Source organism: Pseudorhodoplanes sp., from assembly GCF_050250235.1.
In the GTDB taxonomy this organism is placed as follows: domain Bacteria; phylum Pseudomonadota; class Alphaproteobacteria; order Rhizobiales; family Xanthobacteraceae; genus Pseudorhodoplanes.
Map to the genome: position 1 here is coordinate 1 of NZ_JBFWPA010000083.1, position 16,330 is coordinate 16,330.

Below are 16,330 nucleotides of genomic sequence, written 5' to 3' on the forward strand. Positions count from 1 at the left end.
AGGCCGCACATAACGGTCTGGTCGCTGGTCCAAGCCGCGTCCCGGAGCCGGACGCGAGTTCGGACTGATCTCAGATGCGTAATCTTGTGTTCAGTCGGGCTCATTACGTATTCGGAAATGAGCCTCGGTGTTCAGTGTCTAGACTTTCCACGCCGGACTTCCGGCTGCTTGGTCCAATTCCTGCGAAGTTGTCCTTCGATGGTTGCCGCGGACGATTCCTGCTATGATTTTCGGTGCTAGAAACGCTAGCCGTAGCTCGGATCGTATGCTTTTCGGATGCATTTTGACTGCGCGTCCTAGCTCTTCAATAGATCCGTAAGTGCCGTCTTGTAGCTGTTTGAACCACAGATGAGCCCTAACCACAGCCTGCACGAGCTCCGGTTTAGATTGCCCAGGGCCGGTGCCAGCCGCGCAACGCTCTGCGGGTTCGATAGCCTCAGACGATCCGCCCTTTGTCGGTCCCGGCCAAGCAATCTCGAGGGAGGATGGGGAGTCCTGCGAGGCTGCCTTCTTGAGCTCGATGACGACCTTGCTAGAGCGGATGACAATACGATAGACGAGGTGTTCGATCATTTCGCGTGGGGGCAGGGCACTATCGTCGCGAGCGTTCTGGGCATGCTTGCGTAGCATCGTGATCGTAGTTGTTTCGATTTCCGTTGCCGAGATGCGCGAGATTGTGCCGGCTTGGTTTTTGCGCCCTTTCAGCAGCGCAGTGCTGACGTAAAAGGGGTATCTGACGCCCTTCTTGATGGCGTAGGTCGGGCTCATGCGGTTACCGCGGTCATCGTACAGAAACCCCGTCAGAAGGGCGCCTGACTCGGTCCGACGCTTGGATCGCTTGACGGCGTTGCCCTTCATGATCTCCTGGACGCGATCAAATGTTTCGTGGTCGAGGATGGGCTCGTGTTCGCCAGCAAACCACTTTCCGTCGTGCCCGGTCTCGCCGAGATAGATGCGGTTTTTTAGAACGTGAAGGGCGGTCCCGTAGTTGAACGGTATGCCGCCGATGACCTTGCCTTTGAGCTGATGCGCCTTGGTGACGATGCCCTTGCGGTCGAGTTCGGCGATAAGCCGGGGTACGGATTTCAGGGCGACGTAGCGCTCGAAGACCGTTCGGACGATTTTGGCCTCCGTTTGATTGATAACGAGCTTCTTATCCTTGGCATCGTATCCGAGCGGCACGGTGCCGCCCATCCATTTCCCCTTCCTGCGGGAGGCGGCAACCTTGTCGCGTACCCGCTCGGAGGCGAGCTCCCGCTCAAACTGGGCAAAGGAGAGAAGGATATTGAGGGTGAGCCGCCCCATCGAGGTGGTGGTGTTGAACTGCTGCGTGATGGCGACGAACGAGATGGAATGCGCATCGAAAATATCAACAAGCCTGGCAAAGTCGGAAAGCGAGCGGGTGAGGCGGTCGATCTTGTAGACCACCACCACATCGATCAATCCGGCCTCGATGTCCTTGAGTAGCCGTTTGAGGGCAGGGCGCTCGAGATTGCCGCCCGAGAAGGCCGGGTCATCATATTGCTTGGGCAGGCAGACCCAGCCTTCGGAAGCCTGTGACTTTATATAGGCCTCGCAGGCCTCGCGCTGCGCGTCCAAGGAATTGAATTCCAATTCCAGGCCATGCTCTGTGGATTTGCGGGTGTACACCGCACAGCGCAACACCTTGGCGCCGGTGGTCTTCGAGGCGCTCCGTTTCATTTCTCGGACTCCCGGCTGTCGGACCGCAGCCCGAAGAAGCGCGGACCGTTCCAGCGAGCACCGGTGATCAGCCGGGCGATTTCGGAGAGGCTCGCATAGGTCTTTCCGGCATAGGCAAAGCCGTCCTCGAGCACCATGACGCGGTGGCTCTGGTCTTTCCAGACTCGTACCAGAACCGCGCCGGACTTGATCCGGCGCGGGATGACAATGCGGCCATCCTTGCTCTTGGCCTGCTGGGCCATCAGGCTGTTCAGGAGGCGCCGCGTCGCTGGATCCAGTCCGCCATACGCCTGTTCCTGAATGCGGTAAGCAATGCTTCGCCGCAGCAAATCGGGTCCGAATGCTTTCGGTGGATCGGACTTGAAGAGCGCCCGGTAACGAACGCGCAGCTCGGCCTTGGGCATGGATCGAAGCCGATCAATCTCGGCTTCGATCGCTGTATCAACGGGGCTGGACATCAAAGAGCCCGACTGCCTGCGGACGGCCGGGCGCTCTTGGTAGCTTTCCGAGCAGTCATAGCCTTTGCGGGTCTTTTGCTGGACGTCTGGGGCTTGCAGGCAACGATGCGATAGATGCGATCCGCTCCCTCCTTCTTCTCGGACTGAAGCGCGAGTCCGAGTTTCTTGCGCACGACACCAGCGAAGAAGCCGCGCACGGAATGCTGCTGCCATCCGGTCGCCTTCATAATGGCCGGAATCGTGATGCCCTGCGGTCGGCTCAACATGCCGATTACTTCGGCCTGCTTGGAATCTGTCCGTGGTTTGGGCTTGGCCGCTTTCCGGGGGTCTTTATTCTTGTTTGCTGGCCGAACCGGCGTCCCCTTCTTTCCGTTATTGACCTTTCGTTTGACCATCTGAGTCTCCTGTTTGCGACGGCACATGCCGCCACGACCGCAGCCCCGCAGAGGCCGAAGGCGCTGGCGGGGAGGGAGGAGATTGACGTGTTGCGCCTATTGGCGGCAGATTCGATTCATCAGGCTTGCAGCGTTGAGGAGCGTGTTCACCTCATAGGTCAGTTGTTCGATATCAAGCGCAATCTCGATAGCTTTGCCGATATTGCCTGTTTTCGCGCAAGCTTCGGCTGCTTGCCCCAAACCGGCGGCCTGATCGAGGCGTTCTCGAATCAAAACAAGCTGCATCACCAAGGTTGGGGTGAGGGTTGTGGCGTCCATGGCGGCTCCTTTCGCCACCAGACACGCTCTGTTGCGCGCGGAAGTCGAGCGAATAGTGAGCAATCTTATTGCTCTTTTCTCAGGTAGCCGATCATTTGGATAGATGGCCGAAACAGCGGGTGCAAGCAGCTCTGTCCGCTAGCATTTTCCTTATCGTAGGTTGCCAGGCAGCCGGCCTAGAAATCCTCACCGGAATTGGACGTATGGGGCGCGGCTCGGCCCTCGGCCAAGACATTTACTCCGTAATTGAAATACGATACTATTATTTTAGTAGATAATCGATCGGACGAGCATCAGCTGAATCTCATGGGCTTAGAAGAGCAGTGGCGGCCAAGCATAAGTCGCCGCCTAGTATTTAGGATTGGAAGATATTTTTTCGTGCCCAAGGCGCGCCTAGCGCCCACCAGAGTTTGTTAAGCGCGCGCAAAAGGAGCCGCGGATGTCCCTCGCCCAAGCGTTGAACCGTCCAGTAACTGCCAGGGCATTCTGGCTCGGCGTTGCCGCCTATGTCGTGCCTACTTTTCCAATTGGCTATGTCTGGCATTTGGTGATTTTCGCGCCGGTTTACCGCGATCTCGCCATGTATCGAGGTGATGTCATTATCCCGTTCGGCCTCCTGTCGATGCTGATCCAGGGCGTGGTCTTCTCGTGGGTCTATCCGCGCGTTTTTGCTGGCCGTAGCGCCTGGCTCCGGAATGGGGTTCGCTATGGGTTGGCGCTTGCAGTGCTTTCGTGGTCGTTCACCACCCTGGCTGTGGCCGCAAAGAACGTCATGACATCCGTGCCAACCTACATGCTATTGGAAACGGGATTCACGCTGGTCCAGTTTGCGCTCGTCGGTCCTTTGATCGCGCTGGCGTATCGTGACTGAGGGGCCGCCACGGTGATATCGGTATGAGTGGCACCCGCTACGCCCAATTCTGCGCGCTCGCCCGCGCGGCCGAGATCCTCGGCGAACGCTGGACGCTGCTGATCATCCGCGAGCTCCTGCTCGGCCAGAAGCGCTTCAGTGATCTAAGTGACCGCCTGTCTGGCGTCAGCCCTACCGTACTGACGACGCGGCTCAATACCCTGATCGAGAGCGGCGTGGTGCGACGCGTGGACCTGCCGCCGCCGTTCAATGCGCAGGTTTACGAGCTGACACCGATTGGACAAAGCCTTAAGCCCGCTATCCGAGAGCTGATCCGCTGGGGTGGGCATTTCATTTTTCCAATGCGCCCGGATGACGAATTCGATCCCGACTGGGGGCTGCTCGCGCTTGATGCCAGCGCGCGACGTACGCCGACGCCGGCGCATAAAATCGTCCTGCGCATCAAACATAAGGCCGCTGTTGCAAGCTTTCTCATCGAAGGTGGTAAAGCCGGCACGACAATCACCAAAAGCGACGGGCCAGGTAGCTCCATAATCGAGACCACTTTCGATGTGTTTCTGCCGATCATTTCGCTGAAGCTTCCGCTCGAACGAGCGATGGCGGAGAAACGCGCCACGGTAGAAGGATCACTAAGAATTGCGCGGATGCTTCCGCGCTTCTTCGATCGCAGCGAGAGGCATCGCTGATCCAAGACTAACGCTTCGAAGCGCGACACGGATCAAAGTGTGTCGTTCGCATAAAAGAACTCCGACGTCAGTTTGCTGGCCCGATACCGGCCTCTTTGGCGAGCTTGACGGTGGCGGCCAGATCGTCGCGAAAGTACGTCCCGAACTGATCGACGCTCATCGGCAGGGGCTCGACGCCCATTTCGGACAAACGCGAACTCACTGCCGGAAGCCTCAGCGCGCGCATCGTCGCGGCGTGAAGTTTATCGGCGATCGTGCGCGGGGTCTTGGCGGGTAAGAACAGCCCGGCCCAGAACTGAAAGGCGGCGTCCGGATAGCCGATTTCCGAGGTGGTGGGGATGTCCGGCAAGGCCGGAGCCCGCTTCACGGAGCTTACCGCGAGCGCCACGATCTTTCCCTGCTTTACGAGATTGATCGCCGGTGCCATCGGCAGGAAGAAGAAGTCCACGCGTCCGGCCATCACCTCGGTGAATGCCTCGGTGGGGCCGCGGAACGGAATATGCTGGACGTCGATTCCTGCCGCACGTATGAAGCGCAGTGCCGCAAGATGAGATGTCGCTCCGACTCCGGCGGAAGCGAAATTGAGCGAGCTGGGCGCTGCTTTGGCAGCGGCGACGAGGTCTGCGGCCGTTTTGAATCCCTTCGACGTACCGACAACCAGAACAAGCGGCTGGCTTCCGAAAAGCACGACCGGCGTGAAGTCGTTGACGGGATCGTAGGGCAGAGTCTTGTGCATGACGACCTGGGAGCTGAAGGTCGAAGCGTGCAAGAGGATGGTGTGGCCGTCGGGCTCGGCTTTCGCGACCGCCGCCACTCCGATCGTGCCGCCGCCGCCCGGGCGGTTCTCGATAACAAATGCCTGACCGAGCTCTCTCGCGACCGAGTCGAGTACGACCCGGGCGACGGTGTCGGTTGCGTTACCCGCGCTGAAAACACTGACGACTGAAATCGGCCGAGACGGCCAGGACTGCGCAAGCGCGCCCGCGCCGTTTGCAAGCAGGATCGTGATGGCGACATATAACACGCGAGTGGAACGCATGTTCTCCTCCCCTGGCCGCTCTCGTCTTTGTGTGGCGATCGCTTGTTAAAAGATGTTCATGCAGAAGCAGTTCGAGTTGCTTCCCTCCGTGTTGCGCGCAGAGTTCCGGGCCGCTGTTTCGTGCCGCTTTCGATCCGGGCGTTGTGGTCGAGAAACGAGGCCAACAGCAGGGGCATTATGCCGTCATTCCGATGCTGGACGCGACACTCACCCGCGCGTCACATTCCAGACTTCCTCAATCTGGGTGCCCGAGTTGCGAATGACCTTGGCGATTGGGCAGAAGCGATGCAGATCGGTCTTTACCCGTTCGAGGCTGTCGTCGCTTGCGTTCGTGGTCACGTTGATGACCAAGCGAATCCTCGGGAAGGGAATGTCGACTTCCTCCAGCAACTGGGTCCCGCGACGATCGAAGACGGTCTCAGCGTCGATCGACATACTCGCAAGATCGACACCGTGCTTATGAGCGCATTTATGACCAATCACGTTCGTGCACGCGACGAGCGCGGCAATCAGCGTTTCGGTTGGCGTCGGCCCCATGTTGGTCCCATCGCGTTCCTTGGGCTCATCGATGACCGCCCTGACGTCACGAACGACCACCTCGGTACGCGAATGCGTCGGGCATTCCGCATGTAGCCGCTGCGTTACGGTTGTCTTTTCCTTCACGACGGCCATGTTTTTCTCACTCCCTGCGGTGTGGCAATTCCGCCGTCACATCAGGACGGCAGGTTGTGGTGCTTCGTTCGAAGTGCGCGCGACATCAGGAGATCGGCGCTCCGCACCCAGACCGCGACGGCTAACGCACGTCTCGCGTGGCCCGGGTCAGATCATAGAAGTTCGAATGTCTTGCCGGCATACGAGAGCTTGATGGTGACCGTGCCTTCGTTGATCAGCCACGGGCGCACGGTGAATTTGCGCGCCCCGTTTGCGTGCATCGGATCGGTAGCAGCGATATCGCGGGCTTCTGAAAGCGACCCGGCACGGATGACGACCATGCCGTCGCCATCCCAGGAGGTCTCGTTGTCGCTCCAGTGCGGTCCCGCGGCAAACATGATCCCGCGTTGCTGCAGCGACTCCTGGAACACAAGATGCGCCTCGATGTTCTGCATGACTGGGCCCATGCCGTCTATGGGCGTCGTGAAGACCACGTAGAGCTGCTTGGCGAGAAAGCCCTTTTCTGTGGACAGAGCAATGATATCGGCAGCAGGCACGCTTTGATCAGACATCCCATTCTCTCCTGGGTTCATCCCGCGATGCGTCACGGTTGCGGCAGGGGAAATTGCAAGGTCCCCGACTTGTAAGCGGGCGGATAGAGGATGACTTGGGTGCCGGCCTTCTCGAACTGAGGGAGGTCGTTTCCGCTGATGCTCTGGTACTGCACCTGCATGACTCGTGAGTTCAGCCATTCGCCATCGGGACCGAAGCGGACTTCGCCGGCGATTGTCTTATGGACGTTCTTGCGGATGTAATCGCCGATCTTGCGCTGATCGAGCCCGCCGGTCGCGGTGATTGCGTTCGTCAGGATCTGCATCCCGGCATAGGAGAACGGTGGCAGATAATACCCAAGCGCGTCGACCCCGGCTGCGATGGCTTTCGGTTTGTAACGGGCAAGGAAATCTCTGACGCCAGGAAACTCAGTGGTCGGCTCGGGCACGAACGTCTCAAAATTGACAAAGCCGTTGAGAAGCGGGCCGAGTTGCTGCTTTACCGAGGCGTATTGCGGACCCACCATCCCGCCGCCGATAAGCATCGGCTTGAACCCGATTTCACGCACACCGCGCACGATGCCGACGGAGTTGGGCGGGAAACACGAGATATAGACGATATCGGGCTTCGTCGCTTGGATCGCACGCAGGATGGGAGAGAAGTCAACCTGACTCGGCGGGAAGCTTTGATCGTAGACGGTCTTCAGGCCGAACTTCTTGGCCCAATGTCGAGCACCGAGCCCGGCTGTTTGCGTGAATTCGGAATCCGCGACCGAAATAGCGACCGTGCGTGGCTTTGGATCCATTCCGGCTGCAACTTCGAAGAACCCTTGTGCAAAGGTCAGGCTGGCATTGGGACCGAAGGGAAAGATCTGGAAATAGTTTGGGTAATTGAAAGTCTTGTTCACCTCGATTCCTGCCAACGACATGAAGACCATATTGCGTCCCATCACCAGCGGCATGGCGGGACCGATGATGTTGGTGCCGTATCCGGAGATGACGAGATCGACTTTGTCGATGTCGAACAGTTTCGTGTAGATGCCGGGAACGAGCGATGGTGTGCTCTGATCGTCGTAGAAGATCAGTTGAATGGGGCGACCCAGCAGACCGCCTTTTGCATTCTGGTCTTCCGCCCACATCTGAGTTGCGAGCAGCGCTGCCTTGCCGTTGCCGGCATAGGCGCCTGTCAGCCCCATGCTGAATCCGATCTTGATCGGCTCCGCGGCGCCGGCGTTCCGTAGCAGGCCGCCCGCCAGTGGGGCAGTCATCGCCAGGGTCATTAACGAACGGCGGCTCCAGCGTATGTCGCTCATGTTGTCCTCCCTTGTGATCGGCCTGCGCTATTTTCGTTTTGATTTGACCATTCCGGTCAGCAGGCGGGACACCGCTATTCGGGCGGCACGTCCGATATGTGGTTGATGTAGTTGCTGAGCGTCTTCATCGAGACCCCGACAATCACGTCCAGCAGCTGCGACTTCGAGTAGCCCTTGCCGAGAAAATTCCGGATTTCGTCGTCGGAAGCCCAGCCCCGCCGGTCGACGATCTGAGCGGTTAGCCGGCGCAGCGCTTCGAGCTTGTCGTCTTTCAGCGGCGTCCTGTCCCGGAGTGCCTGGATTACCTCATCCGGCACCCCCACCATCTTCGCGCCTCGGCTGTGTGCGGCGACGCAATAATCGCACTTGTTTTCCACGCTCGCCGCCAGAATGACGACCTGTTGTTCGACTGGGCTCAAGCCGCTGTCGCCGAAAATCTTGCCCAGCGACAGGTAAGCCGAGATCGCTGCAGGAGACTCCGCTGCAACCGCGAAGAAGTTTGGAACGCGGCCGTAACGCTGCTTGACCTGCGCCAGGGATTCGCGCGCGGCGTCCGGCGCTGTGTCGGGGGTATGAAGCCTGAAGTCGTGTTTGGTCACTGCGTTGCCTCCTGCCTGCTGTGCTGCGCCGAAAGTTTGCGGCGCGGACAGCCGCTGCTCTCACCGAGCCCACTATCGTCAGTCTGGCCGATGTTGGTATGAATAGTCAAAGATTAATTTCATATACTGTGGGGCGAAGGCGAGGGCGCGCGCGGCGCTTGGCCCCGCCCATTGGGTGCCGGGTGGAAGTGCAGGGGTCTGCGGCGACGCCAATCAAGGCATCAGGCCGACGCCACGTCCTCGAGAAAGTTATTGATTGTCTCGCGCAGGGCCTCGGTCTCGGCGACCACGGCGGTGGAAGCGCGTTCCATCATGGCGGCTGACTGCAGGGTCGCGTCAACCGACACGGTAACGCCGCTCATGTTGGTGGCCACCATTTGGGTCTGTGAGGCGACGCGCTGAACATTGTGCGAAATTACACTCGTTGCGGCGCGCTGCGTCTCGATTTCGTCCCGGATCGACATTGCGAAGAGGTGCGCCCGCTCGACACTCTGGGCGAGCGTCTTGATGGCTTCGGCAGACGCCTCTGACGCTTGCTGAATCGCGGAAATCTGACTTGCGATATCATTGGTCGCGCCCGCGGTTTGATGTGCGAGCGACTTCACTTCGCTGGCAACGACCGCGAAGCCCTTGCCCATGTCTCCGGACCGGGCTGCCTCAATCGTGGCATTGAGCGCAAGCAGGTTTGTCTGTTCCGCTATCCCTCTGATTGTCTCGACAATCTTTCCTATTGTCCGGGCCGCGTCCACGAACGTATCCACCAGTGCGTCGGTTGTTCTCGCGCTTTGTGTCGCATCGTTGACCGCGGCGCTTGCGTCAATGACTTGAGCGGCAATGCCCGAGATCGATGCCGCCAGCTGACCGACTGCGGAGGCGGTTGCCTGCACGTTGCAGGAGGAGTCATCGGCAGCGGCCGCCGCGGCGTTGGCGCGGCCGGGGGTTTCTTCAGCGGTCCGGGTCAAGGTTTGTGCTGTCGTCCGCATTTCGAACATATTGGAGGCGACCGCGGTCAGCATTTCTCGGGCACGGTCGCGAAACCGGGCGATCTGAGCCTCGATATACTGTTGGCGGCGCGCGCGGGCGGCGGCCTCGTCTCGTGCCGCGGCTTCGAGCCGGTGTCGGGCTGTAGCATTTTCGCGAAACAGCTGCAGCGTCGCATACATGTGGCCCGCTTCAGTACGATCGTGGCCCCGGGGAATGTCCACCTCGGTAACTCCGTCGGCGATGCACGAATTGATGCGGATCACATTTGAAAAGGTGCGCCTGATATGAGCCGCGATCAGATACCCCATGGCCGCCACGACGAAGGCGCACGCGCCGATGAGCGCCAATAGGATCAAGAGGCTGGAGTGGCTGCCCTCCATCAAGTTGTCCCATTCTGCCTTGCGTCCTTCGCCGGCGATGAGAACCAGCAGGTCAAGAGCCTGCTGGGCGGACCGTAGCCCATCGCGCAAGCGGTCGAGGTTGATTTCCGGTCCGGACAGCGAGTCTTCGATCATGGTCACACCGGACAGTATCGACTGAAAGTGCTCCTGGAATGCCGGGACGGTATTAGTCTGAGCCGCAGACCGGGCTAAATCGACGAAACGGATAGCGGCCGCTTTCGCAAGCCCGGAGTCCACAGCACGGTCGGACAGGCTCGCGGTCAGGGCGATCTGCTGATTGGCGGCAGCATCACGAATATGCCGCTCGAATTCGATGTAGGTCGAGTTTGCGCGAAGACTGTCGCGGTGCGCCTGTGTGGTCGCGTAATACACAAAGAAAAGTGCGGCGTACCCGCAAAGGGCCAGTGCCACAAGAATGAGCATCCACCGCGATATGGACGTTTGCTCAACGAAGGTGCGGCAGGCTGCCCTGAGAACTCGGCGGTTGCGTGGCGGCCCGCTGATCGGAGATGACATGCGCCGGGCCCCGGTAAGCTCCGAGTCTTGGAAAAGTGTGCCTTGACGGACCGAATCCGAACATATTGGTACGGGTATTCAAAAATATTGACAAAGGGATTGATTTGTAAGGGCAATCCGGCCTAACACAACACAAGAACGTGACCGCGCAGTTCGGCTGCAGGGCAATTCAGAGCGGACGATTTCTCGGATGGTCGGTGTCAGGCAGTTCAACGAGGAATTGATTGTGGAGCGCGCCATGCTCGCGTTCTGGCGCATCGGATTTGGCGCCACCTCGATCGACGACCTCGAAAAGGCGACGAAACTGAAGCGCGGCAGCCTCTACAATGCCTTCGGCGACAAGGAGGGGTTGTTCGTCGCGGCGCTCAAACGCTATCAGGAAACGGTCGGGCGGGATCGCATCAAGTGCCTGTCGAATGACGATCCTTATCTTGCAATCTCGGGATTTCTCAACGTGCTGGTCGATCAGATGAGCGACCCGAAGCGTCCGCGCGGTTGCCTTTACACCAACACCTCGCTGGAGTGTCCAAGCGTTCCGGACGCCGTGGAGCGAATTGTTGCGGAGAGTACGAGTGCCATCGAGAGCGCGCTGCATGCCGTGCTCGAGCGGGCGAAGCGCCAGCGAATGCTGGACTCAAAGGCCGATACGCGGGCGCTGGCGCGGTTCTACCTCAGCGTGGCAAAGGGCATGGGTGTGGTGCACAAGGTATTCGGCGATACCGCGATGCTGCGCGAGGCGGCGCGATTTGCCATGGATGCCTGGCCCGCGCCGCGAAAGGCGGCACCTTCTCGTCGCGCGTGATCCGCTTGTCGATCACGCGTTTTCATTCAAATCGACCAGGAGAATCGCATGGCACGCCTCGCGCCGATCGAAACGGCTGTTACGCCTGAACTGGAAGTTGCCTTTGAAGGGTACAAGAAGATCCTTGGTTTCGTGCCTAATAGCGTGCGGATCATGCAGCGGCGGCCGCAGATGGTTCTTGCGCTCGGTCAGCTGATCGGCGCTGCGTGGGCGAAGGACAGCACGGTCGATGCGGGCTTCAAGCGGCTGGTCGCGTATATGGCAAGTCACGCGGCCGGCTGCCAGTATTGCGTCGCTCATCAGGTGAGCGGCGCCCTCCATCTCGATGTGAGCGAAGCGAAGCTTGCCGCGATCTGGGATTATGAAAACAGCCCGCTGTATTCCGAAAAGGAAAGGGTGGCGCTGGAATACGCGCTTGCCGCCGGAACCGTGCCGAACGCGGTATCGGATGAGTTGTTCGATCGTCTGAAGTCGCACTGGAGCGAAGAGCAGATCGTAGAACTGACCGGCGTCATCGCAGTTTTCGGATTTCTCAACAGGTTCAACGACTCCCTGGCGACGCCGCTCGAACCGGAGGCGATTGGCGATGCGCAGCGAATTCTCGGCCGGGCGCGTTGGAGTCCGGGCAAGCACGCGACCTGACGTCGGCTGAGTGCGAAGGCCCTGCAGCGGCGGGCGCTACCATTGACTTTTCAGCTTTGCGGACGGCAAGGCTGAGCCAGCGCGGCTTCAAGTTCTGCGATCCGTGAGGTCAGCGGCGCCGTCACCGCGCGCACCTCATCCTGCGTGAGACGCCGGGTGATGTGCTGCGGACAGTTCCAGTCGAACGCCTCGACTGCGATCAGGAAGCCGCGCTCGATGCGCGCTCGGTAATCCGGGAGTTCCAACTGTGACAGTATCGCTTGATCGTCGAGACCGGCGATTTTTGCGCGCCCATAGAGCTTCAGCCGTCTCTGGTTCGCATAGTCCATGAAGAACAGCGACACCCTGTCGTCGGTCGTCAGGTTTCCGACGCTGACATATTGCCGGTTGCCTCGGAAGTCGGCGAAGCCGATCGTTGTCTCGTCGAGAACGCGGACGAACCCCGTTGGACCGCCACGGTGCTGGAGATAGGGCCAGCCGGTTTCGCTGACCGTTGCGATGTAGAACGAGTCGCGGGCTCCTATGAAGCCGCTTTCGGCGTCGCCCAGGCGGCGATTCGTTGCCTCCGGACCAGCCTCAAAGCGAGCATAGGATGCCCGGCTGCCCATCTGCTCCTGGACGTTCTTCACCGCCGGTGTGAAGGCGATGTCAGCGAAACCATGTGCCATGACGCTATCCTTTGCGGCGGACTAGGCGCCCGCGGACCGTTGGTCCGCAGGCAGATCGAGCAGGTCCGATTTTCGGCTCCATCGGGCCGGGTCACGCGGCCCTGTTGAACTCGACCTTCGGGAAATCGATCTCGACCTGCGTCGCTTTCCCGATCAGGTTGGTGAAAATGTTCATCGCAACATGGGTGATGATCTCGACGATCTCACCGTCCGAGTGACCGGCCGCGCGCACCGCGTCGAACTCGGCCTTGCTCACCTGGCCGGTATGCTCGACCAGTGCGCGCGCAAAGGTGAGCGCGGCTTCCGCCTTGGCATCCGACGAGCGGCCCATGCGGTTCGCCAGCATTTCCTGGTTGTCGAGGCCGGCCTTGCGGCCAATGGCCGTGTGCGCCGAGACGCAGTATTGGCACGCATTCTGTTCCGCAACGGCCAGCGCGATGCGCTCCCGCGTTTTCACATCCAGATCGCCGGCGCCTGCGATCTCATGAATTCCGAGAAACGCTTTCAGTGCCGCAGGGGAGTTGGCGAGCGCGCGGATGAAGTTCGGGACCATGCCGAGGCCGGACTAGACGGCATCCAGCATTTGCTTGGCCTCGCCGGTGGCGGTTTGGGGATCGATGACGGCAACACGAGCCATGGGAGTCTCCTATTCCGGTTGATGGCGCTCCTCGGCGCCGCACGGCCGGAACATGGTCCTTTTCGATTTTTGAAAGAATATGTGCTATGTGAAATTCATTATTCCTTTCTGAGGAATAAAGATGGACCGTTTTCACGAGATTCAGACCTTCATTGCGGTGGCCGACGCGGGAAGCTTTGCCAAGGCAGGAGCCCGCCTGCGCCTTTCGCCCCCTGCGGTCACGCGGGCGATTTCTGCGCTCGAAAGCCGGCTGGGCGCCCGCGTTTTTAACCGCTCCACCAGAAGCCTGACCATTACCGATGTCGGCCAGCACTTTCTTGAAAGTGCGCGGCGCATCGTGGCCGATCTGGAAGCCGCCGAGCGGGAGGCGGCGGGCGAAATCGCAGCACCGCAAGGACACCTGACGATCACCGCATCGGTGACCTTCGGACGGATGGAACTTGCTCCGGTTGTTTGCAGTTTCCTCGGCGAGCATCCGCGCGTCACGGCGTCGGTATTGCTCGTCGACCGGGTCGTAAGTCTGATCGAGGAAGGCATCGACGTCGGTGTGCGGATCGGTTCGTTGCCGGATTCGAACCTGATCGCCAAACGGATCGGAGCGGTGCGCCGCCTCCTCGTTGCAAGCCCCGACTATCTCGCGCGGCGAGGTACGCCTGCCGCGCCTGCCGATCTGAAATCTCACTCGATCATTGCGTTTACGGGCCTCATGTCCGGCCGCGAATGGCGTTTCGGGAAAGATAGCGGCTCAAAAGGGGTTGCGCTGAGCCCTGCATTCGAAATCAACGATGCATTGGCCGCCATCGAGGCGGCAGAGAGGGGGCACGGAGTGACAATGGCTCTCTCTTACATGGTCCAAGAGAAGATTCGGAGAAACAAGTTAGTCCCGCTTCTTGACGACAGCGTGCCGCCGCCCTGGCCGGTTCATCTCGTGTATCCGCAGGCACGTATCGTCGCACCGAAGGTTCGCGCGTTCGTCGATTTCGCGGCGCCGAGACTTGGCGCAGCGCTCGCCCGGCTTTGATCGACGAATGCACCTGAGCCGGCGGGCCAAGCCGGATCAGGCCGCACCTAGAATCGTGTGGTGAGAGACGTGAGCCATGCGGGCGAAGCCTCGACCAATATCGTCTCCAGACGCTTGTCGAGCCCGGTCAGGATCAGCATGCCGGTCGCGAAAAGCAGTGCGCCCATGGCCGCTTTGCCGCCGCTGCCCACAGCCAGCATCCGGCCCCGCCAGCGTGCCAGCGCCTCGCGCGACATCATGCCGATCAGCAACAGCGGCACGGCGGCCCCGACGCCGAAGGCAAACATCGTGAACGCGACAGAGCCGAGGTTTTCAGAACGCGCGGCGAGGAGCGAGGCGGCGCCCAAAGTCGGTCCTACGCACGGACTCCACACCGCGCCGAGCAGCGCGCCGATCGCGAATTGCTTGCCGAGGCCACTGCCGGACATCTCCGCGGTCTGCGCCTGAGCCCAGTTGCTGATCGGACCGGCGAACGCTGCCACCTCGGCCTGCAGTCGCGGCACCATCAGCGCGCCGCCGACCAGGATCAACAAAACGGCCGCCACTGCACGGAAGACGTCCTGATCGAGGCCGAGCGAAAATCCGACAGTCGCGACAAACAGCCCGATCGCCACGAAGGACAGCGCGAGACCTGCGGCGAGGGCCGCGGGTCCAAGGCGGTGTTCGCCGGTGGCTGTCCCGATCACGATCGGAATCAGAGGCAGCACACACGGTGAAAGGACCGACAACAAGCCGGCAAGAAGCGCAAGACCTGCTCCGCTCATCGGCGCTTACAGCGACTTCGCGAGCAGCGCTTCGATCGACGCGGAATTGGTGTCTGCGACGGAGCGGCCGGCCTCCTGCTTGCCCTTGAAAACGATCAGCGTGCTTTGGCGCTGAACGTTGAGCCGCCTCAGTATGTCCTTCTGACTGTCGAAATCGACATTGAACGCGACCATGTTCTTGAAGCGCTGCTCGCCGAGCAGCTTCGAAAGGATCGGGGCCTGCGCCTTGCAAGTCGGACACCACGATGCCGAGACGTCGATCAGGATCGGCTTGCCGGCAACTTGTGCCGCCTCGAACGCGGCGGGGGTGAACGGCGTCTTGTCGCGCGCGGACGCGGCAGAGGCCCATCCAAGGGCCAGTACCAGACCCGACATCACCAGAAAATTACGTTTGCTCAGCATGATCGATCCTTCCTTGCAAAGCCGCTCTTTCGACAGGCGCGTTTCAATGGAACCGCGCCGGGACTCGCGGCCCCGGCGTTTGTGCCTCGGTATGTTTCGGTTCGACGGCCGAAAATGTTACAGGGATGTTGGATCGCGGCCAGCTGGCGCAATCGCTCGAGCAGTCCGTAAGCATATGATCCTGCAATTACAATCGACCGTGCCGCTGCGACGTCCCAGCACGTCATTAAGGTCACGATTTTGTGACGGCGCTTGTGCGGCGCTCCCGCGGCGTGGCCTCAACGCAGATGCTTGCCGGCGTCCCAGCCTTGAGCCGCCAGATGAGCTTCGCCGAAATGCAGGGGCTCGTCTTCGAGCGGGGTCGCGAAGGTGTCATTCCAACGGTTGAGGAAGCCGAACAGCGCGATCACGCCGATGATTTCGACGATTTGTTCGTCGTTCCAATGCCTGCGCAATTCCGTGAACATCTCGTCGGTCACCGCGTTAGGCACGCAACCGGCAGCGATCGCTACCTCGATTGCCGAGCGCTCGGCCGGTGTGTAGAGCGGGCTTGTCTGGTAATTCCAGACCTCGTCGAGCTTTCGCTGATCGACGCCGAGCTTCGCGGCACCTTCTGCGGTATGGGCCATGCAGTATTTGCAGCCCGCTGAGCGGCTTGCGACATGCGAGATCAGCCGCTTCAGCTTGAGGTCCACCTTGCTCTCTGGGCTCCAGATTGCCGCCGACATGTGTGTGAAAGCGCGCGTCAGTTTCGGGTCGCGCTGCATGATCAGCATCGAATTCGGGATGAATCCCATGCGCTTTTGCGTCGCCTCGAACTGTTCTTTCAATTCTGGCGTCGTTTCGGGAGGCAGCGGTGCGAGACGCGGCTGAGGCAGGGTCTTCTGATCCATGTCGGCTGCTCCTGAGTT

The 16,330-nt window shown here is 60.3% G+C and carries 20 protein-coding genes; 5 read left to right on the forward strand and 15 right to left on the reverse strand.

The window, feature by feature from the left end; translation table 11 throughout:
- Positions 1-138: 138 nt before the first annotated feature.
- The 4 genes from AB7F49_RS26685 to AB7F49_RS26700 form a co-directional block, all read right to left on the reverse strand.
- Positions 139-1,701: a recombinase family protein gene (locus AB7F49_RS26685; protein WP_428528054.1), complete on the reverse strand. Its 1,563-nt coding sequence runs from the start codon at positions 1,699-1,701 to the stop codon at positions 139-141.
- Entirely contained in the window at positions 1,698-2,159 is a 462-nt protein-coding gene (locus tag AB7F49_RS26690; protein ID WP_428528056.1) for a DUF2924 domain-containing protein, read from the reverse strand. Before AB7F49_RS26690 ends, AB7F49_RS26685 begins: the two co-directional genes overlap by 4 nt.
- A complete protein-coding gene (locus tag AB7F49_RS26695) occupies positions 2,159-2,581 on the reverse strand; it encodes a DUF3489 domain-containing protein (RefSeq protein ID WP_428528058.1) in 423 nt (140 codons plus the stop codon). Before AB7F49_RS26695 ends, AB7F49_RS26690 begins: the two co-directional genes overlap by 1 nt.
- A gap of 69 nt (positions 2,582-2,650) precedes the next feature.
- Complete coding sequence (locus AB7F49_RS26700; protein ID WP_428528060.1) at positions 2,651-2,872, reverse strand: hypothetical protein; 222 nt, start codon at positions 2,870-2,872, stop codon at positions 2,651-2,653.
- Positions 2,873-3,311: 439 nt separating this feature from the next.
- Between AB7F49_RS26700 and AB7F49_RS26705 the strand changes: the two genes are divergently transcribed.
- Both AB7F49_RS26705 and AB7F49_RS26710 read left to right on the forward strand, forming a co-directional pair.
- Complete coding sequence (locus AB7F49_RS26705) at positions 3,312-3,743, forward strand: hypothetical protein (RefSeq protein WP_428528062.1); 432 nt, start codon at positions 3,312-3,314, stop codon at positions 3,741-3,743.
- Between the two features lie 23 nt (positions 3,744-3,766).
- Entirely contained in the window at positions 3,767-4,429 is a 663-nt protein-coding gene (locus AB7F49_RS26710) for a winged helix-turn-helix transcriptional regulator (protein ID WP_428528063.1), read from the forward strand.
- A 67-nt stretch (positions 4,430-4,496) separates the two neighbouring features.
- Here the strand turns inward: AB7F49_RS26710 and AB7F49_RS26715 are convergent, their stop codons facing one another.
- The 6 genes from AB7F49_RS26715 to AB7F49_RS26740 form a co-directional block, all read right to left on the reverse strand.
- Positions 4,497-5,468, reverse strand: coding sequence for a Bug family tripartite tricarboxylate transporter substrate binding protein (locus AB7F49_RS26715; protein WP_428528065.1), 972 nt, complete (start codon positions 5,466-5,468; stop codon positions 4,497-4,499).
- 207 nt (positions 5,469-5,675) lie between these two features.
- Entirely contained in the window at positions 5,676-6,140 is a 465-nt protein-coding gene (locus AB7F49_RS26720; protein WP_428528067.1) for an OsmC family protein, read from the reverse strand.
- A gap of 152 nt (positions 6,141-6,292) precedes the next feature.
- Entirely contained in the window at positions 6,293-6,691 is a 399-nt protein-coding gene (locus tag AB7F49_RS26725) for a YciI family protein (RefSeq protein ID WP_428528069.1), read from the reverse strand.
- 32 nt (positions 6,692-6,723) lie between these two features.
- Complete coding sequence (locus AB7F49_RS26730) at positions 6,724-7,983, reverse strand: amino acid ABC transporter substrate-binding protein (RefSeq protein ID WP_428528071.1); 1,260 nt, start codon at positions 7,981-7,983, stop codon at positions 6,724-6,726.
- 74 nt (positions 7,984-8,057) lie between these two features.
- The gene (locus tag AB7F49_RS26735; protein WP_428528073.1) at positions 8,058-8,582 is read right to left on the reverse strand and encodes a carboxymuconolactone decarboxylase family protein; all 525 of its coding nucleotides are present in this window, start codon (positions 8,580-8,582) and stop codon (positions 8,058-8,060) included.
- A 221-nt stretch (positions 8,583-8,803) separates the two neighbouring features.
- Positions 8,804-10,378 (reverse strand): methyl-accepting chemotaxis protein, encoded by a 1,575-nt coding sequence (locus AB7F49_RS26740; protein WP_428528075.1) that lies wholly within the window; start codon positions 10,376-10,378, stop codon positions 8,804-8,806.
- Positions 10,379-10,673: 295 nt separating this feature from the next.
- Here AB7F49_RS26740 and AB7F49_RS26745 point away from each other — a divergent pair, with 295 nt between their 5' ends.
- Both AB7F49_RS26745 and AB7F49_RS26750 read left to right on the forward strand, forming a co-directional pair.
- A complete protein-coding gene (locus AB7F49_RS26745; protein ID WP_428528077.1) occupies positions 10,674-11,285 on the forward strand; it encodes a TetR/AcrR family transcriptional regulator in 612 nt (203 codons plus the stop codon).
- A 48-nt stretch (positions 11,286-11,333) separates the two neighbouring features.
- Complete coding sequence (locus tag AB7F49_RS26750) at positions 11,334-11,927, forward strand: carboxymuconolactone decarboxylase family protein (RefSeq protein WP_428528079.1); 594 nt, start codon at positions 11,334-11,336, stop codon at positions 11,925-11,927.
- A 50-nt stretch (positions 11,928-11,977) separates the two neighbouring features.
- Here the strand turns inward: AB7F49_RS26750 and AB7F49_RS26755 are convergent, their stop codons facing one another.
- On the reverse strand, positions 11,978-12,595 hold the full coding sequence (locus AB7F49_RS26755) for a pyridoxamine 5'-phosphate oxidase family protein (RefSeq protein WP_428528081.1): 618 nt from the start codon (positions 12,593-12,595) through the stop codon (positions 11,978-11,980).
- Positions 12,596-12,686: 91 nt separating this feature from the next.
- Positions 12,687-13,148 (reverse strand): carboxymuconolactone decarboxylase family protein, encoded by a 462-nt coding sequence (locus AB7F49_RS26760; RefSeq protein ID WP_428528083.1) that lies wholly within the window; start codon positions 13,146-13,148, stop codon positions 12,687-12,689.
- Positions 13,149-13,353: 205 nt separating this feature from the next.
- Here AB7F49_RS26760 and AB7F49_RS26765 point away from each other — a divergent pair, with 205 nt between their 5' ends.
- Positions 13,354-14,253, forward strand: coding sequence for a LysR family transcriptional regulator (locus AB7F49_RS26765; protein ID WP_428528085.1), 900 nt, complete (start codon positions 13,354-13,356; stop codon positions 14,251-14,253).
- Between the two features lie 47 nt (positions 14,254-14,300).
- Here the strand turns inward: AB7F49_RS26765 and AB7F49_RS26770 are convergent, their stop codons facing one another.
- The 3 genes from AB7F49_RS26770 to AB7F49_RS26780 all read right to left on the reverse strand — a co-directional run bounded on the left by AB7F49_RS26770 (position 14,301) and on the right by AB7F49_RS26780 (position 16,312).
- Positions 14,301-15,017, reverse strand: coding sequence for a cytochrome c biogenesis CcdA family protein (locus AB7F49_RS26770; protein ID WP_428528087.1), 717 nt, complete (start codon positions 15,015-15,017; stop codon positions 14,301-14,303).
- A 6-nt stretch (positions 15,018-15,023) separates the two neighbouring features.
- Complete coding sequence (locus tag AB7F49_RS26775) at positions 15,024-15,419, reverse strand: thioredoxin family protein (protein WP_428528088.1); 396 nt, start codon at positions 15,417-15,419, stop codon at positions 15,024-15,026.
- A gap of 278 nt (positions 15,420-15,697) precedes the next feature.
- Positions 15,698-16,312, reverse strand: a complete 615-nt coding sequence (locus AB7F49_RS26780) for a carboxymuconolactone decarboxylase family protein (protein WP_428528089.1) — start codon at positions 16,310-16,312, stop codon at positions 15,698-15,700.
- Positions 16,313-16,330 lie beyond the last annotated feature (18 nt).